A 14,379-nucleotide genomic window follows, 5' to 3' on the forward strand; every position below is an offset into this window, starting at 1 on the left:
ACAAGTGTCAGGAAGAGCTTCCCGACAGGCAGGACAGTCACATTGTGGCGAGGGGATTTATCCCCGTTGGGCTGCGAAGCAGCCCCAAAAACCGAGGCGGTATTGCGTCAGGTAGTTTGAATGGGACCGCTTCGCGCCCCAACGGGGATAAATCCCCTCGCCACAGTGGCCAACCCATGCCGCCGATGATGCACGCTCAACTGATCCTTGATCAGCCGCAGCACCTTGGCCTCGTGCTCATGAATGAAGAAGTGCCCGCCCGCCAGCATGTCCACCGAAAAGCTGCCCGTGGTTTCCTGGCGCCAGCCCATCAGTTGCTCCGTGGTGGCCTTGTCGGCCGTGCCGCCGAACACGTGCACCGGACAGTTGAGCAGCGGCCGCGGCCGCGGCTGGAAATGTCCGCACAGCAAAAAATCGGCGCGCAGGACCGGCAAGGTCAAGGCCATCAGCTCTTCATTGGCCAGGATCTCCTCGCTCGTACCGTTGAGGGTGCGCAGTTGCTCGATCAACTCGGCGTCGGTTTTCGCCTTGGCGAAACCGCGGTCGTAGTCGGCCCGCATCGTCGGCGCCGCGGTGCCGGATGCAAACAACGCCACCGGTTCCGGGCAGCCAAGTTCACGCAGGGCATGGGCGATTTCACAGGCCAGCAGCGCGCCCAGGCTGTGGCCAAACAAGGCGTAAGGGGCCTGGAGCGACGGACGCAGCTCCCGCGCCAGCTGCATCGCCAACGGGCCCATGTCGGTATGCAGCGGCTCGTCGAAGCGCGCTCCGCGCCCCGGCAGTTCCACCGGTTGCACGTGCAGCCATTGCGGCAACGTGCGCCGCCAGCGGCTGTACACCATCGCGCTGGCGCCGGAATAAGGCAGGCACAGCAGGGTCAGTTGGGTCACTGCGGTTTTCTCCGATCGGTCGTGTAGGGAAGATAACGAAATCGTAACCCATGGAATTAGTCAAAACCGTGACGTTCGCCACGAGATGCCTGCCCCTTGTGGGAGCAAGGCTTGTGGGAGCAAGGCTTGCCCGCGATGAACGATAACGCGGTTCATCCTCCCACACGACCTTATACTGGCGGCACCTCGACTCACCGCACTGCACAGGAGAACGCCATGAGCTGGTCCGCCAAGCAATACGTCACCTTCGAACAGGAACGCACCCGTCCGTCCCGGGACCTGCTCGCCGCCATCCCCCCGACACAGGCCGGCTCGGTGATCGACCTGGGGTGCGGCCCGGGCAATTCCACCGAGCTGCTGGTGGAACATTTCAACAGCGCCACGGTGCGCGGCCTGGACAGTTCCAGCGACATGGTCGACGCCGCACGCAAACGCCTGCCCGCCGTGGCGTTCGACACTGCCGACATCGGCCAATGGGATGAGCCCGGGCCGTTCGACGTGATTTTCGCCAACGCCGTGCTGCAATGGCTGCCTGACCACGCCACCCTGCTGCCCTCGCTGGTGGGCAAGCTCGCTCCCGGTGGCAGCCTGGCAATCCAGATGCCCGACAACCTGCACCAGCCCTCCCACCGCTTGATGCGGGAAATCGCTGCCAACGGGCCTTGGGCCAGCCAACTGGCCGCGGCGGCTGATTCGCGTACCGAGATGGCGGATGCCAGCGCCTATTACTCGATCCTCAAGCCCCACTGCAGCCGCGTCGATGTGTGGCGCACCACCTACCATCACCCCTTGGCCGGCGGTGCCGCAGGCGTGGTGGAATGGTTCAAGGGCAGCGCCTTGCGGCCGTTTCTCGAGCCGCTGGACGAGGCGCAACGCGAGCAGTACCTGGCCCGCTACCTCAAGGCGATCGAACAGGCTTATCCCGCCCAGGACGATGGGACGGTGCTGCTGCCGTTTCCCCGGTTGTTCATGGTCGCGACGCGCTAGGGCGACGGTCGATGACGCAGCGACGGGGCCTAAATTTCTGATCCGGGCCCTCGTTACCTGCTAAGACCAAAAACCCGCAAGAGTGACCGCCGTGGACCTGCACACCATCCTGGGCAAGCTGTTCGCCAATGCCGGCGCCGTTGGTATCGAAGGCGTCTTCCAATTCGTGTTCGGCCCGCACCAGGCGTACTGGTCCGAGGTCAAGGCCAGCAGCCGCACCGAAGCTGGCCGCCACAGCAGCCCTGACGTGACCATCGAGGTGGCGGAAAAGGACTTCCTCGGGATCATGGCCGGCATGGCCAATGTCGAGGAACTGTTCGCCAGCGGGCGCCTGAAGATCGGCGGCAACATGGGCCTGGCGACGTTGCTGCCGCAGATCATCGACCATGCCCGGCATGGCGGTGGCGTGGTGGAAAAGGTCGACATGAACAAGCGCTACCCCACCCCGTCGCGCTTCAGCGAAAAACTCACCGCGAGCCTGCCGCCCCAACGCAGCGTGGAACGGCGGCCTCGCAGCGAGCTGTCGGTGCAGGAGTTTCAAGCGCGCTATTTACCCCACGGCATTCCGCTGGTCATCAGCGATGCCTTGCAGGACTGGCCGTTGTTCAAGCTCAGCCGCGAAGAATCCCTGGTGCATTTTGCCGAGCTGCAAGGCATCACCCGCCACGGCGACTACGTGAAGAAGACCTTCTCCACCGAGCGGGATTTCCGCTCCACGTCCATGGCCGACTTCATCGCCGCCCTCGACAGACCGGCGACCAAGGGCGCCGACGGCGAACCACCGGCCTACATGGGCAACAACATCCTGCCGGCGCAACTGATGGAGCAGATCAAGTACCCGCCCTACTTCGCCCCCTCGCTGTTCATCCCGCCGCGCATCTGGATCGGCCCCAAGGGCACCCTGACGCCGCTGCACCGCGACGACACCGACAACCTGTTCGCCCAGGTCTGGGGCCAGAAAACCTTCACCCTCGCCGCGCCTCACCACCGCGAAGCCCTGGGCACCTGGTCCACGGCGCCCCAAGGCGGGCTGGACGGTTGTGATTTCAACCCGGACGCGCCGGACTACCAACGCTTCCCCCACGCCCGCGACGTGACCTTCATGCGCGTGACATTGGAGGCTGGGGATTTGCTGTTTTTGCCTGAGGGTTGGTTCCATCAGGTGGAGTCGGTGTCTACGTCGTTGTCGGTGAATTTCTGGGTGAATTCGGGGCGGGGTTGGTAACAGCCGACCTGAAGCAAAATTCTTTGTGGCTGGAGGATTGTGGGGGCAAGGCTTGCCCGCGATGAAGGCAATGCGGTCTTTCAGAAATCGAGTCGCCTGTTTCGCGAGCAAGCTATGCTCCCACAGTCCCCTTGCCACAGGTTTGTGTTTGGACCTGGAATATGAAGACCGCTTCACCCAACTGAACTCTGCACGCCTCACGCCAGTCAGCAGGTAAGGCCCTCCATTCAAGGTGCTAGACCATGCAGATATCCCTCGCCCGACAGGTTGCCCTGGTCACCGGCGCCAGCTCCGGCATTGGCGCAGGCGCGGCCAGGGCGTTGGCAGACGCGGGTGCCGCAGTGGTGCTCAACTACCACTCCAGCGCCGGCCCGGCGCAAGACCTGGCCCGTGAAATCAACGCCAACGGCGGCCGCGCCATCGCCGTCGGGGCCGATGTGTCGAAGGAGCCGGACGTCGAGCGGCTGTTCGCCCAGACCCTCGAAGCCTTTGACGCGCTGGACATCCTGGTGGCCAACTCCGGCCTGCAAAAAGATGCCGCCACCGTCGACATGCGCCTGGAAGACTGGAACACCGTGATCGGCACCAACCTCACCGGCCAGTTCCTCTGCGCTCGCGCCGCCCTGCGGATTTTCACCCGCCAGGGTATTCGCCACGGCGTGTCCCGGGCCGCAGGCAAGATCATTCACATGAGTTCGGTGCACCAGCGCATTCCCTGGGCCGGCCACGCCAATTACGCCGCGTCCAAGGGCGGGGTCGATCTGCTGATGCAGAGCCTGGCCCAGGAAACCAGCCACCAGCGCATCCGCATCAACAGCATCGCCCCCGGCGCCATCCGCACGGCCATCAACCGCGAAGCCACCGAGGGCGAGCAGGAACAGAAACTGCTGGAGCTGATTCCTTACGGTCGCGTCGGCGCTGTGGAGGACGTCGCCAACGCGGTGGTCTGGCTGGCCTCGGACTTGTCCGATTATGTGGTGGGCACCACGTTGTTCATCGATGGCGGGATGAGCCTTTATCCGGGGTTTCGCGGCAATGGCTAACGATCACGAACCACAGAGCCCCATCGAGAACCACGGCATCATCGGCGACATGCGCAGCGCCGCGCTGGTCAATGACCAAGGCAGCATAGATTTTTTCTGCTGGCCGGAATTCGACAGCCCATCGATCTTCTGTTCGCTGCTGGATACGCCCGAAGCGGGCATTTTCCAACTGGCCCCGGACCTGCCGAATGCCCGCCGCCAGCAGATCTACCTGCCCGACACCAACGTGCTGCAAACCCGCTGGCTGAGCGACGGCGCCGTGGTGGAAGTCACCGACCTGCTGCCCATCGGCGACAGCGAGGATGATTTACCGGTGTTGATGCGCAAGGTGCACATGACCGTCGGCAGCGCGACGTTTCGCATGCGCTGCGCGGTGCGGCATGACTACGCCCGGGCCGCCACCACGGCGCGCCAGGACGCTGCCCACATCTGTTTCGAGGCGCCGGGGCAACCGAGCCTGCGCCTATGCTCCGACCAGCCCATGACGCTGGACGGCAATGCGGCGGTGGCCGAGTTCACCCTGGCGCAGGGCCAGAGCGCCGAATTCCTGCTGGGTGGCATCGACGACCCGCGCCTTCAGGACGATGTCAGCGCGATTTGCCTGGAACGCACCCTGGCGTTCTGGCGCGGCTGGATCGGCCAGTCCACCTACCGGGGACGCTGGCGGGAAGTGGTCAACCGCTCGGCCCTGGCGCTGAAGCTGCTGACCTCGCGCAAACACGGCGCCATCCTCGCCGCCGCCACCTTCGGCCTGCCGGAAACCCGCGGCGGCGAACGCAACTGGGATTATCGCTACACCTGGATCCGCGACTCTTCCTTTACCGTCTATGCGTTCATCCGCCTGGGCTTCGTCGAAGAAGCCAACGCCTACATGCGCTGGCTGCGCGGCCGGGTCAGTGACTGCTGTGATCAACCGATCAAACTCAATATTCTCTACGGTCTGGACGGCAGGCAGGAGCTACCGGAAACCGAGTTGCCACACCTGAGCGGCTTCGGCAACGCCCGACCGGTGCGCATCGGCAACCTGGCCTACAAACAGGTGCAGTTGGACATTTTCGGCGAGCTGATGGACGCGGTGTACCTGGTCAACAAATACGGCGAAGCGATCTCCCATCAAGGCTGGAAACACACCGTCGAGGTGGTCGACCAGGTGTGCAAGGTCTGGCAGGACAAGGATGTGGGTATCTGGGAAATGCGCGGCGACAAACAGCATTTCCTGCATTCGCGGCTGATGTGCTGGGTCGCGGTGGATCGCGCCATCCGCCTGGCCGAAAAACGCTCCCTGCCCGCCCCGTTCGCCCGCTGGGACGAGACGCGCCAAGCCATCTACCAGGACATCTGGACGAACTTCTGGAACGACGAACACCAGCACTTCATCCAGCGCCTGGGCAGCACCGCCCTGGACGGCTCGATGCTGTTGATGCCGCTGGTGCGCTTCGTCAGCGCCCGCGACCCGCGCTGGCTCTCGACACTCGACGCCATCGAAAAAAACCTGGTGCGCGACGGCATGGTCTATCGCTACCGCAACGACGACAACCCCATCGACGGCCTCAGCGGCATCGAAGGCTCATTCGCGGCCTGCTCATTCTGGTACGTCGAATGCCTGGCCCGCGCCGGCCGCGTGGAAAAAGCCCAGCTGGAGTTCGAACAACTGCTGCGCTACGCCAACCCGCTGGGGCTGTACGCCGAAGAATTCGACAGCCACGGCTACCACCTGGGCAACACTCCCCAAGCCCTGACCCATCTTGCGCTGATCAGCGCGGCGAGCTTCCTGGACCGCAAGTTGAGCGGGGAGAAAACTCATTGGCAGCCGTGAACTAGGCTTTTGTGGGAGCAAGGCTTGCCCGCGATGAAGGTGACGCGTTCATTGTGATCGTTCCTCACGCTCCGCGTGGGAACGCCGCCAGGGACGCTCCGCGTTCCGCTTCTGGAGGGTGACGCAGAGCGTCACGGGCTGCATTCCCACGCGGAGCGTGGGAACGATCATGGTGTGCCGGCTACCGCGCTGAGTCGGCCAGCTCGAGGTCATCCAACGCACGGTTGGCCAACAACCTGGCCAGCTCGATCAGTTGCTGAATCCCCAGCGCAACATGCCGCCGGGAACCTTCCAGATCGAACCCCAGGTCACTGACCAGCGCATCGGCCGAGGCCAGGGTTTCGCTGAGGGTGGTCAGCACCGATTCGGTGTTGAGGCCGGGGACCACGGTGAAAACCTGGTCGTCCCGGGTGTCGGGTTTAGGCGGCGTGGGCGACAAATGGATATTCAGCGCCCGGTCGGCGGCTTCGCGGAGTTTTTTTGTATCGAGGGTGGTGTAGGCAGAGAGGTCTTCGGCGCGTGGAGGGTTGGGGGTGATCTTGACCATGATGTGAATCTCCATTCGAAAGTGGAGTTCGCCATTTCCGCGACCAAGCAGAGGGGTGGCGAACTGTACGCAGGTTGGTCGACCAGGGAATGGAAACCCGGCAGGGCCCGAAGCCCTCCCACGCACAGTCAGCCATAAAGCAGACAGCCGCTCGCGCGGCACCGTGCGCCATTCTAAACCCGGGCGACCAAACCCGGTCGCTGATTTCGCAGCGACGAGCAAAGCCTATCCCCGCTATTTCCTAACCGGCAACCGCCGCGACTCGTCAGAAAATTCCGGTTCACCTATTTTTTTGTAGGAACACCGCACCACTGTGGCGAGGGGATTTATCCCCGTTGGGCTGCGAAGCAGCCCCCTTGTAACCAGCACCTCGGTGCATCAGGCAGATTGAGTTGGCTGTTTAGGGGGCTGCTTCGCAGCCCAACGGGGATAAATCCCCTCGCCACAGATAAATCCCCTCGCCACAAAAACTAGTTACGTCCCGTTTCGAGTTGCCAGCCCCCCAAACCCCTCCTAAGATCGTTGCTCTCACGGGTGCAGCGGAGCTGCCCGATAAAAACCCGACTCAAGGACCTGACATGACCCATATCAAACGCCCCATCACCACCCCACCCCGAAGAGGCCTGACCCGCGAAGACCTCTGGGAGGGCCAGGACCGGGGCCTGATCAAATGCTGGGAAATCGGCCGCGACCGCGCGGTGAAGTTTCCCGAACTGGCGCAACGCTGCCTGGCCGGTGAGTTGCCGGTACTGGGGTGGAAAGGTGGCGTCAGCCGCAGCCTGAAGAAAAACGAAAAATTCGGCTGTCTCAAGTACCTCGCCCAATGGCAGGGCCTGCGCGGTGAAGACCTGGACATCGACTTGACCCAGGAGCGCACCCTGACCTGCTCCAGCACGAACATGATCGTGACGTTCACGCCGGATCGGGCCAAATACGTGAACCAGGAACCCGCCTGACCGCAACCGAGCAATGCCGGAGGCCAACATGAACCTCGATCCCAAGGTCAACTTCGCCGTGACGCCGCTGTTGCGCATCGCCTACGAAGAACACGGTCCCGCCAGCGGCGAGCCCGTCATCCTGCTGCACGGCTTTCCTTACGACCCCAGGGCTTTCGATGAAGTCGCACCCGCCCTGGCCGAGCGTGGATATTGGGTCATCGTGCCCTACCTGCGCGGCTACGGCCCGACCCGGTTCAACAACCCGGCCATCCTGCGCTCCGGCCAACAAGCGGCACTGGCGCAGGACCTGCTGGACCTGATGCACGCACTCTCCATCCCCCAGGCCGCGCTGTGCGGCTACGACTGGGGCGGTCGGGCGGCGTGTATCGTCGCGGCGCTGTGGCCCGAGCGCGTTCGCTGCCTGGTGACTGGCGACGGCTACAACCTGCAGGACATTCCCCGTTCCACGCAGCCGCTGGACCCGGAAACCGAACATCGCCTGTGGTACCAGTACTATTTCCACACGGCGCGGGGCGTCGAGGGCCTGACCCGGAACCGACGTGAACTGTGTGAGTTGCTCTGGCGCCTGTGGTCACCGACCTGGAAACGTGGCGCCGAACGGTATCCCCTCAGTGCTGCGTCGTTCGACAACCCGGACTTCGTCGACGTGGTGATCCACTCCTACCGCCATCGCTTCATGTACGCACCGGGCGACCCGACGCTGGAGTGGATGGAGGAACGGCTGGCGGCACAACCGGCCATCAGCGTGCCGAGCATTTCCCTGTGCGGCGCCGACGACGGCGTGGGGCCAGCGCCGGAACATGATGAAGACGCCGAACATTTCACAGGTTTTTACGAGCGCCGCGTGCTGGTCGGTGTCGGCCACAACATCCCACAGGAAGCCCCCGAGGCCACGCTCAAGGCATTGCTGGATCTGCTTGAGGGCTGACGGCGAACCGCTCGCGATAGGCCTGGGGTGTCACCCCCATGGCCCGCAAAAAGCTGCGGCGCAAGGTTTCCTCACTGCCGAAGCCACATTGCACCGCCACCCGCTTGATCGACACAGCGGTGTCGGACAACAGGCGGCGAGCGGTTTCCACGCGAATCAACTCCACCGCCCGCGCCGGGGTCTGACCGGTGTCGGCGCGGTAGTGCCGCACAAAGCTGCGTTCGCTCATACCGACCTCGGCGGCCAGGCTCGACAGGCCCAGGTCGCGGGTGAGGTTTTCGGCGATCCAGGCATGCAGGTCATCAAACCGACTGCCCTGCTTTTGCAGCGACAACGTCACGCTGAACTGTGATTGCCCACCGGGACGCTTGAGGAACACCACCAGCTGCCGGGCGACCTCCAGCGCCACCGCGCGGCCCAGGTCTTCCTCCACCAGCGCCAGGGCCAGGTCGATGCCGGCCGTGACCCCAGCCGAGGTCCAGACCGGGCCATCGTTGATGAAAATCGGATTGGGTTCGACCCGCAACTGCGGATGCTGCTCGGCCAGTTGTTCGCAGCGGGTCCAGTGCGTCACCACACGCCGCCCGTCCAGCCAACCGCTGGCAGCCAGCAGGAACGCCCCGGTGCACACCGACGCCACCCGTCGCGAACGCCGGCCGTGCTCCTTGACCCAGGCCACCAGTGCCGGATCCTTCGCCGCTTCGTACACGCCCCAGCCACCAGCGATCAACAGCGTGTCGCTGCCTTCGCTCGGCAGCGGTTCGGCTAACAGCGCCAACCCTGCCGAGGACATCACCGCCCCGCCACCCACAGCGATGACCGTGGGCGTGTAGGGCAACGGCAAGCCTTGCTGGCGAGCCAGGTCGTTGGCCGAGGCAAACACCTGCAAAGGCCCGGTGACATCCAGCACTTGCACGTTGGCGAAGGCCAGCACATGAACGGTTTTCGGTGGTTTGGGCATATTGGCGTGATTCGTGGGTTTATTGGCGTATACGCCAGAGCCTACGGATCTAAAGTAAAACCGTCCACCCCTCGGGCATCATCCAAAGGAGCACGCGACATGACGCTGCAGATCGGTTTGCTGTTATTCCCCCAAGTCCAGCAGTTGGACCTGACCGGCCCTTATGACGTACTGGCCTCGTTGCCAGACGTGAAGGTCCACCTGATCTGGAAGGACCTGGCGCCGGTCACTGCCAGCACCGGGCTGGTGTTGCTGCCCACTACCACGTTCGAGGACTGCCCGAAGCTCGACGTGATCTGCGTTCCCGGCGGGACCGGCGTCGGCCCCCTGATGGAAGACGAGCAGACGCTGGCCTTCATCAAGCGGCAGGCCGCCGAGGCGAAATACATCACGTCCGTGTGCACTGGTTCGCTGGTGCTTGGTGCGGCGGGCCTGTTGCAAGGCAAACGCGCCACCACCCATTGGGCCTATCACAGCCTGCTGCAAACCTTGGGCGCGACACCGGTCAAGGATCGCGTGGTCCGCGATGGCAACCTGCTCACCGGTGGCGGCATCACGGCCGGGATCGATTTTGCCTTGACCCTGGCGGCCGAACTGTTCGACCAGGACACCGCCGAACTGGTCCAGCTGCAGCTCGAATACGCCCCTGCCCCGCCGTTCAACGCCGGCAGCCCGGACACCGCACCAACGCGCGTGCTGGAAGAAGCCCAGCGGCGTGCGGCCGAGTCGTTCCGGGTGCGCTCGCAGATCACCCAGCGTGCTGCGGCGCGGTTGGAGCGGGTGTAGCGATAAGCCCCCAGCCAGGCATAGCTGGGCTGGGCTGTGGGAACTGAGCTCATCTGTGGGAGCAAAGCTTGCTCGCGAAACAGGCGCCTCTGTTTCTGGAAAGACCGCATCGCCTCTATCGCGGGCAAGCCTTGCTCCCACACAGCAGGGCCCGCCACAGAGCTCAGGTTTCCCTCATGGCGATACCACTCGCTCATGAGGGTTCTCCTGTCGGGTCAACTCGATTCAAAACGGGCTGGCGGTGGGGCGCACGATCAGTTCGCTGACGTCTACGTCCGCCGGTTGTTCGATGGCGTAGGCGATTGCCCGGGCGATGGCTTCGGCGGGAATGGAGATCCTGCGGAACTCGCGCATTTCGGCACGGCCACCTTCATCGGAAATGCTCTCGGCCAGTTCCGATTCGGTCACGCCAGGGGAAATCACCGTCACCCGTACATCACCCCCGACTTCCTGGCGCAAACCCTCGGAAATCGCCCGCACGGCAAACTTGGTGGCGCAATACACGGCGGCCGTCGGGCTGACGGCGTAGGCACCGATGGACGCGATGTTGATGAACTGGCCGCTGCGCTGGCGCTGCATCAGCGGCAGGCCGGCGGCGATGCCGTGGAGCACGCCACGGATGTTGACGTCGATCATGCGGTCCCACTCCTCGACTTTCAGCGCCTCGAGCTTGGAGAGCGGCATGACCCCGGCATTGTTGATGATCACGTCGACCCTACCGAAACGCTGGACAGCGAAGTCGATCAGGTTCTGGACGTCGTCGCGACGGGTCACGTCCACCGCTTTGCAGACCGCCTGCTGGCCGGCGGTTTCGAGTTCCTGCACCAGTGTTTGCAGACGATCGATGCGCCGGGCGCCAAGCACGACACGGGCACCGCGAGCCGCAAGCAACCGCGCCGCCGCTTCACCAATCCCGCTGCTGGCGCCGGTGATGACCACTACTTTGTTTTGAATATCGGACATGATGGTTCCCTCGTCTGGATGTGTTGCCCCGGTGGGAGCGTTTTGACAGGTCCAGATTAGGGAACCGACCACGGCCTGGGTTAGCCGGATCCTCCTGCGCACTTGCACGATCCTGTGGCGATAAAACCGACTCTGGCCGACAGCCGCGCAATCGGCTTTACTAGCGCGGTCCACTCAATTTGGCCTGGGAGATTGATCGGCATGTCGGTATCCACGTCCATCCACATTGCGCCAGACGACGGCGTCAGCCAGCGCCGCGCCGAACTGGCGAGCCTGATGAAGCGCTTTGCGCCGGAATACGGCGTCCACCCTACGGCCATCGAGGCCTTGCACCTGATCCGTAGCGACCAGCCGACCGAAGCCCTGCACACCGTGCACAAGCCTGGTTTATGCGTGATTATCGAGGGACGCAAGGAAGTGCGCCTGGCGGACGAATGCTACGTGTATGACCCACTCAATTATCTGGTCGTCTCGGTGACCCTGCCGCTGGCCGGCCAGGTGATTGAAGCCAGCCCGGAGCACCCCTACCTGTGCATCCGCCTCGATATCGACCCGGCTCAGATCTGCCGCCTGATTGCCGACGCCAGCCCTATCGGCGTGCCGGCCGAAAGAACCGGACGCGGGTTGTTCCTGGACCGTATCGATACGCCATTACTCGACGCGCTGTTGCGCTTGTTGCGGCTGTTGGACAGCCCGGACGATATCGCCACCCTCGCGCCGTTGGCCCAACAGGAGATTTTCTACCGGCTGCTGCGTGGTACCCAAGGCCAGCGCTTGCACGAAATCGCCATTCCCGACACCCAGACCCATCGCATCAGCCGTGCCATCGAGTGGCTCAATACCCATTACGCCGAACCGCTGAGCATCGACAGCCTGGCACAAATGATCAATCTCAGCCCTTCGGCGCTGCATCACCGCTTCAAAGCCGTGACCGCCATGAGCCCGCTGCAATACCAGAAACAACTGCGCTTGCAGGAAGCTCGACGGTTGCTGCTGGCAGAGAACAGCGACGTTTCGTCAATTGGCTACAAGATGGGGTATGAAAGCCCTTCGCAGTTCAGCCGTGAATACAGCCGTCTATTTGGCGCCTCCCCGAGCAAGGACATCGCTCGTTTGCGTGCCCAGGCACTGCAAGCCAGTAGCGCCTGATCCTGCACACAAACAGGATCAGGCAAAACCAGGACAGTATCCGTCTAACGCCCGCCCCGCCTCGCCCCTAATCTGAACCCATGCAGCAAAGACAACCGTCGCCGCTGCAACGGGTTCAGCAGATCACGACATCTGAACGACCCGGCACTCAACCCTTGATATGACCGGAGTCTTTACCATGAAAACGTTCAACACCTTGATCGCCGTTACCACCTTCGCCCTGAGCGTCAGTGCGTTTGCCCTGCCGAGCCAGCAACAAGACCGTTTCTTTACCCAGGCTGGCGATTACCAGCAGCCAGTGGCCGCTGATGGTACGGATCGGACGCCGGGAGGGCAGACCTTGGCTGCCGATGGTGCCGACCGGACGCCTGGAGGTCAGACTCTCGCTGCCGATGGCGCGGACCGGACGCCTGGGGGCCAGACTCTCGCTGCCGATGGCGCGGACCGGACGCCTGGGGGTCAGACTCTCGCTGCTGATGGTGCGGACCGGACGCCGGGAGGCCAGACCTTGGCTGCCGATGGCTCCGACCGCACCATGACCCGGCGCCTGGCATGATCAGGCCACTTTTTCACAGACGAAAAAAAACCCGCCTAGGCGGGTTTTTTGAGGACCAATTTGACTCCCTGTCCGGCATTCCATGCCTGGTCCAATCATCCATGACCCCGAGCACTCCCTGTACCCAGTGGATGAACATAGATTAGGCCCATCGGTATTGTGGAAAAAGACGACAAAGCAGCAACGGTGTGTAAGCGTTTCGCTATAGGGCGCTTTCCTGACTTTTTAACGGGCGAAAAAAAACCCGCCGAAGCGGGTTTTTCCAAGACCATTACGACTCCCTGTCGATAGCCAATCCTTGCATGGTCGATCGTCCCTGATCCTGAGCACTTCCTGTGCTTCAGTGGATGAGTCCAGATTACGCCTCGGATCCAAAATGAAATAGACGACATAGCTACCATTTCATGTAAGACATTCGCTATACCTACCCTTCCGAAACCCCTTAGCCCCATCCGCCGGCCAAGCTCAAGACTTGTTCAGGAACGCTTCAATGTTGGCCATCTGCTCGTCCCAGCCACGACTGTCCATGCGAAAAGCCTTGAGCCGGCGAGCTTCAGGAATTTTGTTGAAACCTGACTCCACGACTTTGAGTAAGGTGCCGCCGTCCATGTCTTCGAGTTCGAATTGCACCCGGGTTTCGGACTCTTGGGAATAATCCGTCTGCGGCTCGACAGCGTACGGGTGCCAGCGAAACGAGAAGACCCGCTCGGGCTCCACCCGCTCCACCGCTACGTCCCAGATGAGGTGTTCGTAACCTGGGTAAGTGATTTGCCCTTGGGTACGCTCCCCTGCCACAAACCGTTTCCCCTCAAGGGCGACACCGAACCATTGGCCGAAAGCTTCGGCATTGGCCAGGGCTCGCCAGACATGAGAGCGCGGAGCCTTGAGCAGGATCTTTCTTTCAATGCGGTCGGATGAATGCATGGGTCACCTCCTGTGTTTCAACAGTAGGCTTGTAAGACCACAAGGCCAACCAGAAAGTTGTATCAGGACCGCCTTCTTTAAAACTGCATGGAGCAATGTAAACTCACCCGGCGTTTTCACCCCCCTCAAGGAGAGACCAAACATGTCCCCGCGCTTGCTTCTGGCCCTGATGCCGCTGCTTTTCGTCACTGTTGCCCAGGCCGACGACTGCGCCGACGCCACCACTCAAGGCGAAATGAACCAATGCGCAGCCAAAGAAAACAAGGCCGCCGACAACGAGCTGAACAGCTTGTACAAGCAGATCACAGCACGCCTGAAGGACAACCCGGAGGCCAAGCAGATGCTGGTCAAGGCGCAGCGTGCCTGGATAGGTTTCCGTGATGCCGAATGCAATTTCTCCGCCTCCGGGGTCGAGGGCGGTAGCGTCTATCCGCTGATCTACAGCAATTGCATCACCGCCCAGACTAAAGCCCGGGTCGAGGCATTCAAGACCTATCTCAAGTGCAAGGAAGGGGATCTGAGCTGCCCAGTACCCGAGGCTTAAGGGCCTGGATGCAAAAAAGGATGACCTCTACAGGTCATCCTTTTTTTGGCCAAAGCTTTTTATTGCAGGCAAAAACAAAACCCCTACCTGCATCAGCAGAT

General features: G+C 62.5%; 15 protein-coding genes. 10 read left to right on the forward strand and 5 right to left on the reverse strand.

All coding sequences use genetic code 11. From position 1 onward, the window contains the following. Positions 1-107: 107 nt before the first annotated feature. On the reverse strand, positions 108-890 hold the full coding sequence (locus AD662_RS19630) for a thioesterase II family protein (RefSeq protein WP_074849748.1): 783 nt from the start codon (positions 888-890) through the stop codon (positions 108-110). 216 nt (positions 891-1,106) lie between these two features. On the opposite strand from AD662_RS19630, the gene tam reads away from it, so the two are divergent. The 4 genes from tam (at position 1,107) to AD662_RS19650 (ending at position 5,961) form a co-directional block, all read left to right on the forward strand. After that, positions 1,107-1,877, forward strand: coding sequence for a trans-aconitate 2-methyltransferase (tam, locus tag AD662_RS19635; RefSeq protein WP_053180754.1), 771 nt, complete (start codon positions 1,107-1,109; stop codon positions 1,875-1,877). Positions 1,878-1,968: 91 nt separating this feature from the next. Next, on the forward strand, positions 1,969-3,102 hold the full coding sequence (locus AD662_RS19640) for a cupin-like domain-containing protein (protein ID WP_053189540.1): 1,134 nt from the start codon (positions 1,969-1,971) through the stop codon (positions 3,100-3,102). Between the two features lie 242 nt (positions 3,103-3,344). Next, positions 3,345-4,145, forward strand: coding sequence for an SDR family oxidoreductase (locus AD662_RS19645; protein ID WP_053189541.1), 801 nt, complete (start codon positions 3,345-3,347; stop codon positions 4,143-4,145). After that, positions 4,138-5,961, forward strand: coding sequence for a glycoside hydrolase family 15 protein (locus AD662_RS19650; RefSeq protein WP_053189543.1), 1,824 nt, complete (start codon positions 4,138-4,140; stop codon positions 5,959-5,961). The genes AD662_RS19645 and AD662_RS19650 overlap by 8 nt, the downstream gene beginning before the upstream one ends. Before the next feature lie 181 nt (positions 5,962-6,142). On the opposite strand, the gene AD662_RS19655 is transcribed toward AD662_RS19650, so the two are convergent. Next, positions 6,143-6,508 (reverse strand): DUF6124 family protein, encoded by a 366-nt coding sequence (locus AD662_RS19655; RefSeq protein ID WP_053189545.1) that lies wholly within the window; start codon positions 6,506-6,508, stop codon positions 6,143-6,145. A gap of 578 nt (positions 6,509-7,086) precedes the next feature. Here AD662_RS19655 and AD662_RS19660 point away from each other — a divergent pair. Both AD662_RS19660 and AD662_RS19665 read left to right on the forward strand, forming a co-directional pair. After that, entirely contained in the window at positions 7,087-7,464 is a 378-nt protein-coding gene (locus AD662_RS19660; RefSeq protein ID WP_018609413.1) for a hypothetical protein, read from the forward strand. 28 nt (positions 7,465-7,492) lie between these two features. Next, positions 7,493-8,395, forward strand: a complete 903-nt coding sequence (locus AD662_RS19665; protein WP_053189553.1) for an alpha/beta fold hydrolase — start codon at positions 7,493-7,495, stop codon at positions 8,393-8,395. Here AD662_RS19665 and AD662_RS19670 read toward each other — a convergent pair. Then, on the reverse strand, positions 8,364-9,356 hold the full coding sequence (locus AD662_RS19670) for a GlxA family transcriptional regulator (protein WP_053189547.1): 993 nt from the start codon (positions 9,354-9,356) through the stop codon (positions 8,364-8,366). The genes AD662_RS19665 and AD662_RS19670 overlap by 32 nt on opposite strands. 99 nt (positions 9,357-9,455) lie before the next feature. On the opposite strand from AD662_RS19670, the gene inhA reads away from it, so the two are divergent. Next, positions 9,456-10,142 (forward strand): isonitrile hydratase, encoded by a 687-nt coding sequence (gene inhA, locus AD662_RS19675; protein WP_053189549.1) that lies wholly within the window; start codon positions 9,456-9,458, stop codon positions 10,140-10,142. 225 nt (positions 10,143-10,367) lie between these two features. On the opposite strand, the gene AD662_RS19680 is transcribed toward inhA, so the two are convergent. Further along, positions 10,368-11,105: an SDR family oxidoreductase gene (locus tag AD662_RS19680; protein WP_018609417.1), complete on the reverse strand. Its 738-nt coding sequence runs from the start codon at positions 11,103-11,105 to the stop codon at positions 10,368-10,370. Positions 11,106-11,306: 201 nt separating this feature from the next. On the opposite strand from AD662_RS19680, the gene AD662_RS19685 reads away from it, so the two are divergent. Continuing rightward, positions 11,307-12,254 (forward strand): AraC family transcriptional regulator, encoded by a 948-nt coding sequence (locus AD662_RS19685; RefSeq protein WP_018609418.1) that lies wholly within the window; start codon positions 11,307-11,309, stop codon positions 12,252-12,254. Positions 12,255-12,432: 178 nt separating this feature from the next. After that, complete coding sequence (locus AD662_RS19690) at positions 12,433-12,810, forward strand: hypothetical protein (protein WP_053189551.1); 378 nt, start codon at positions 12,433-12,435, stop codon at positions 12,808-12,810. A gap of 465 nt (positions 12,811-13,275) precedes the next feature. Here the strand turns inward: AD662_RS19690 and AD662_RS19695 are convergent, their stop codons facing one another. After that, positions 13,276-13,734: an SRPBCC family protein gene (locus tag AD662_RS19695; RefSeq protein WP_018609420.1), complete on the reverse strand. Its 459-nt coding sequence runs from the start codon at positions 13,732-13,734 to the stop codon at positions 13,276-13,278. Between the two features lie 142 nt (positions 13,735-13,876). Here AD662_RS19695 and AD662_RS19700 point away from each other — a divergent pair, with 142 nt between their 5' ends. After that, complete coding sequence (locus AD662_RS19700) at positions 13,877-14,278, forward strand: lysozyme inhibitor LprI family protein (RefSeq protein WP_018609421.1); 402 nt, start codon at positions 13,877-13,879, stop codon at positions 14,276-14,278. Positions 14,279-14,379 lie beyond the last annotated feature (101 nt).

It is taken from the genome of Pseudomonas kilonensis (assembly GCF_001269885.1).
Classification (GTDB): Bacteria; Pseudomonadota; Gammaproteobacteria; order Pseudomonadales; family Pseudomonadaceae; genus Aquipseudomonas; species Aquipseudomonas kilonensis.

Excerpts from the sequence above, each read along its gene's own strand:
- tam (WP_053180754.1), top strand. The coding sequence starts at position 1,107 with ATGAGCTGGTCCGCCAAGCAATACGTCACCTTCGAACAGGAACGCACC.
- AD662_RS19645 (WP_053189541.1), top strand. The coding sequence starts at position 3,345 with ATGCAGATATCCCTCGCCCGACAGGTTGCCCTGGTCACCGGCGCCAGC.
- AD662_RS19650 (WP_053189543.1), top strand. The coding sequence starts at position 4,138 with ATGGCTAACGATCACGAACCACAGAGCCCCATCGAGAACCACGGCATC.
- AD662_RS19655 (WP_053189545.1), bottom strand. The coding sequence starts at position 6,508 with ATGGTCAAGATCACCCCCAACCCTCCACGCGCCGAAGACCTCTCTGCC.
- AD662_RS19660 (WP_018609413.1), top strand. The coding sequence starts at position 7,087 with ATGACCCATATCAAACGCCCCATCACCACCCCACCCCGAAGAGGCCTG.
- AD662_RS19665 (WP_053189553.1), top strand. The coding sequence starts at position 7,493 with ATGAACCTCGATCCCAAGGTCAACTTCGCCGTGACGCCGCTGTTGCGC.
- AD662_RS19670 (WP_053189547.1), bottom strand. The coding sequence starts at position 9,356 with ATGCCCAAACCACCGAAAACCGTTCATGTGCTGGCCTTCGCCAACGTG.
- inhA (WP_053189549.1), top strand. The coding sequence starts at position 9,456 with ATGACGCTGCAGATCGGTTTGCTGTTATTCCCCCAAGTCCAGCAGTTG.
- AD662_RS19680 (WP_018609417.1), bottom strand. The coding sequence starts at position 11,105 with ATGTCCGATATTCAAAACAAAGTAGTGGTCATCACCGGCGCCAGCAGC.
- AD662_RS19685 (WP_018609418.1), top strand. The coding sequence starts at position 11,307 with ATGTCGGTATCCACGTCCATCCACATTGCGCCAGACGACGGCGTCAGC.
- AD662_RS19690 (WP_053189551.1), top strand. The coding sequence starts at position 12,433 with ATGAAAACGTTCAACACCTTGATCGCCGTTACCACCTTCGCCCTGAGC.
- AD662_RS19695 (WP_018609420.1), bottom strand. The coding sequence starts at position 13,734 with ATGCATTCATCCGACCGCATTGAAAGAAAGATCCTGCTCAAGGCTCCG.
- AD662_RS19700 (WP_018609421.1), top strand. The coding sequence starts at position 13,877 with ATGTCCCCGCGCTTGCTTCTGGCCCTGATGCCGCTGCTTTTCGTCACT.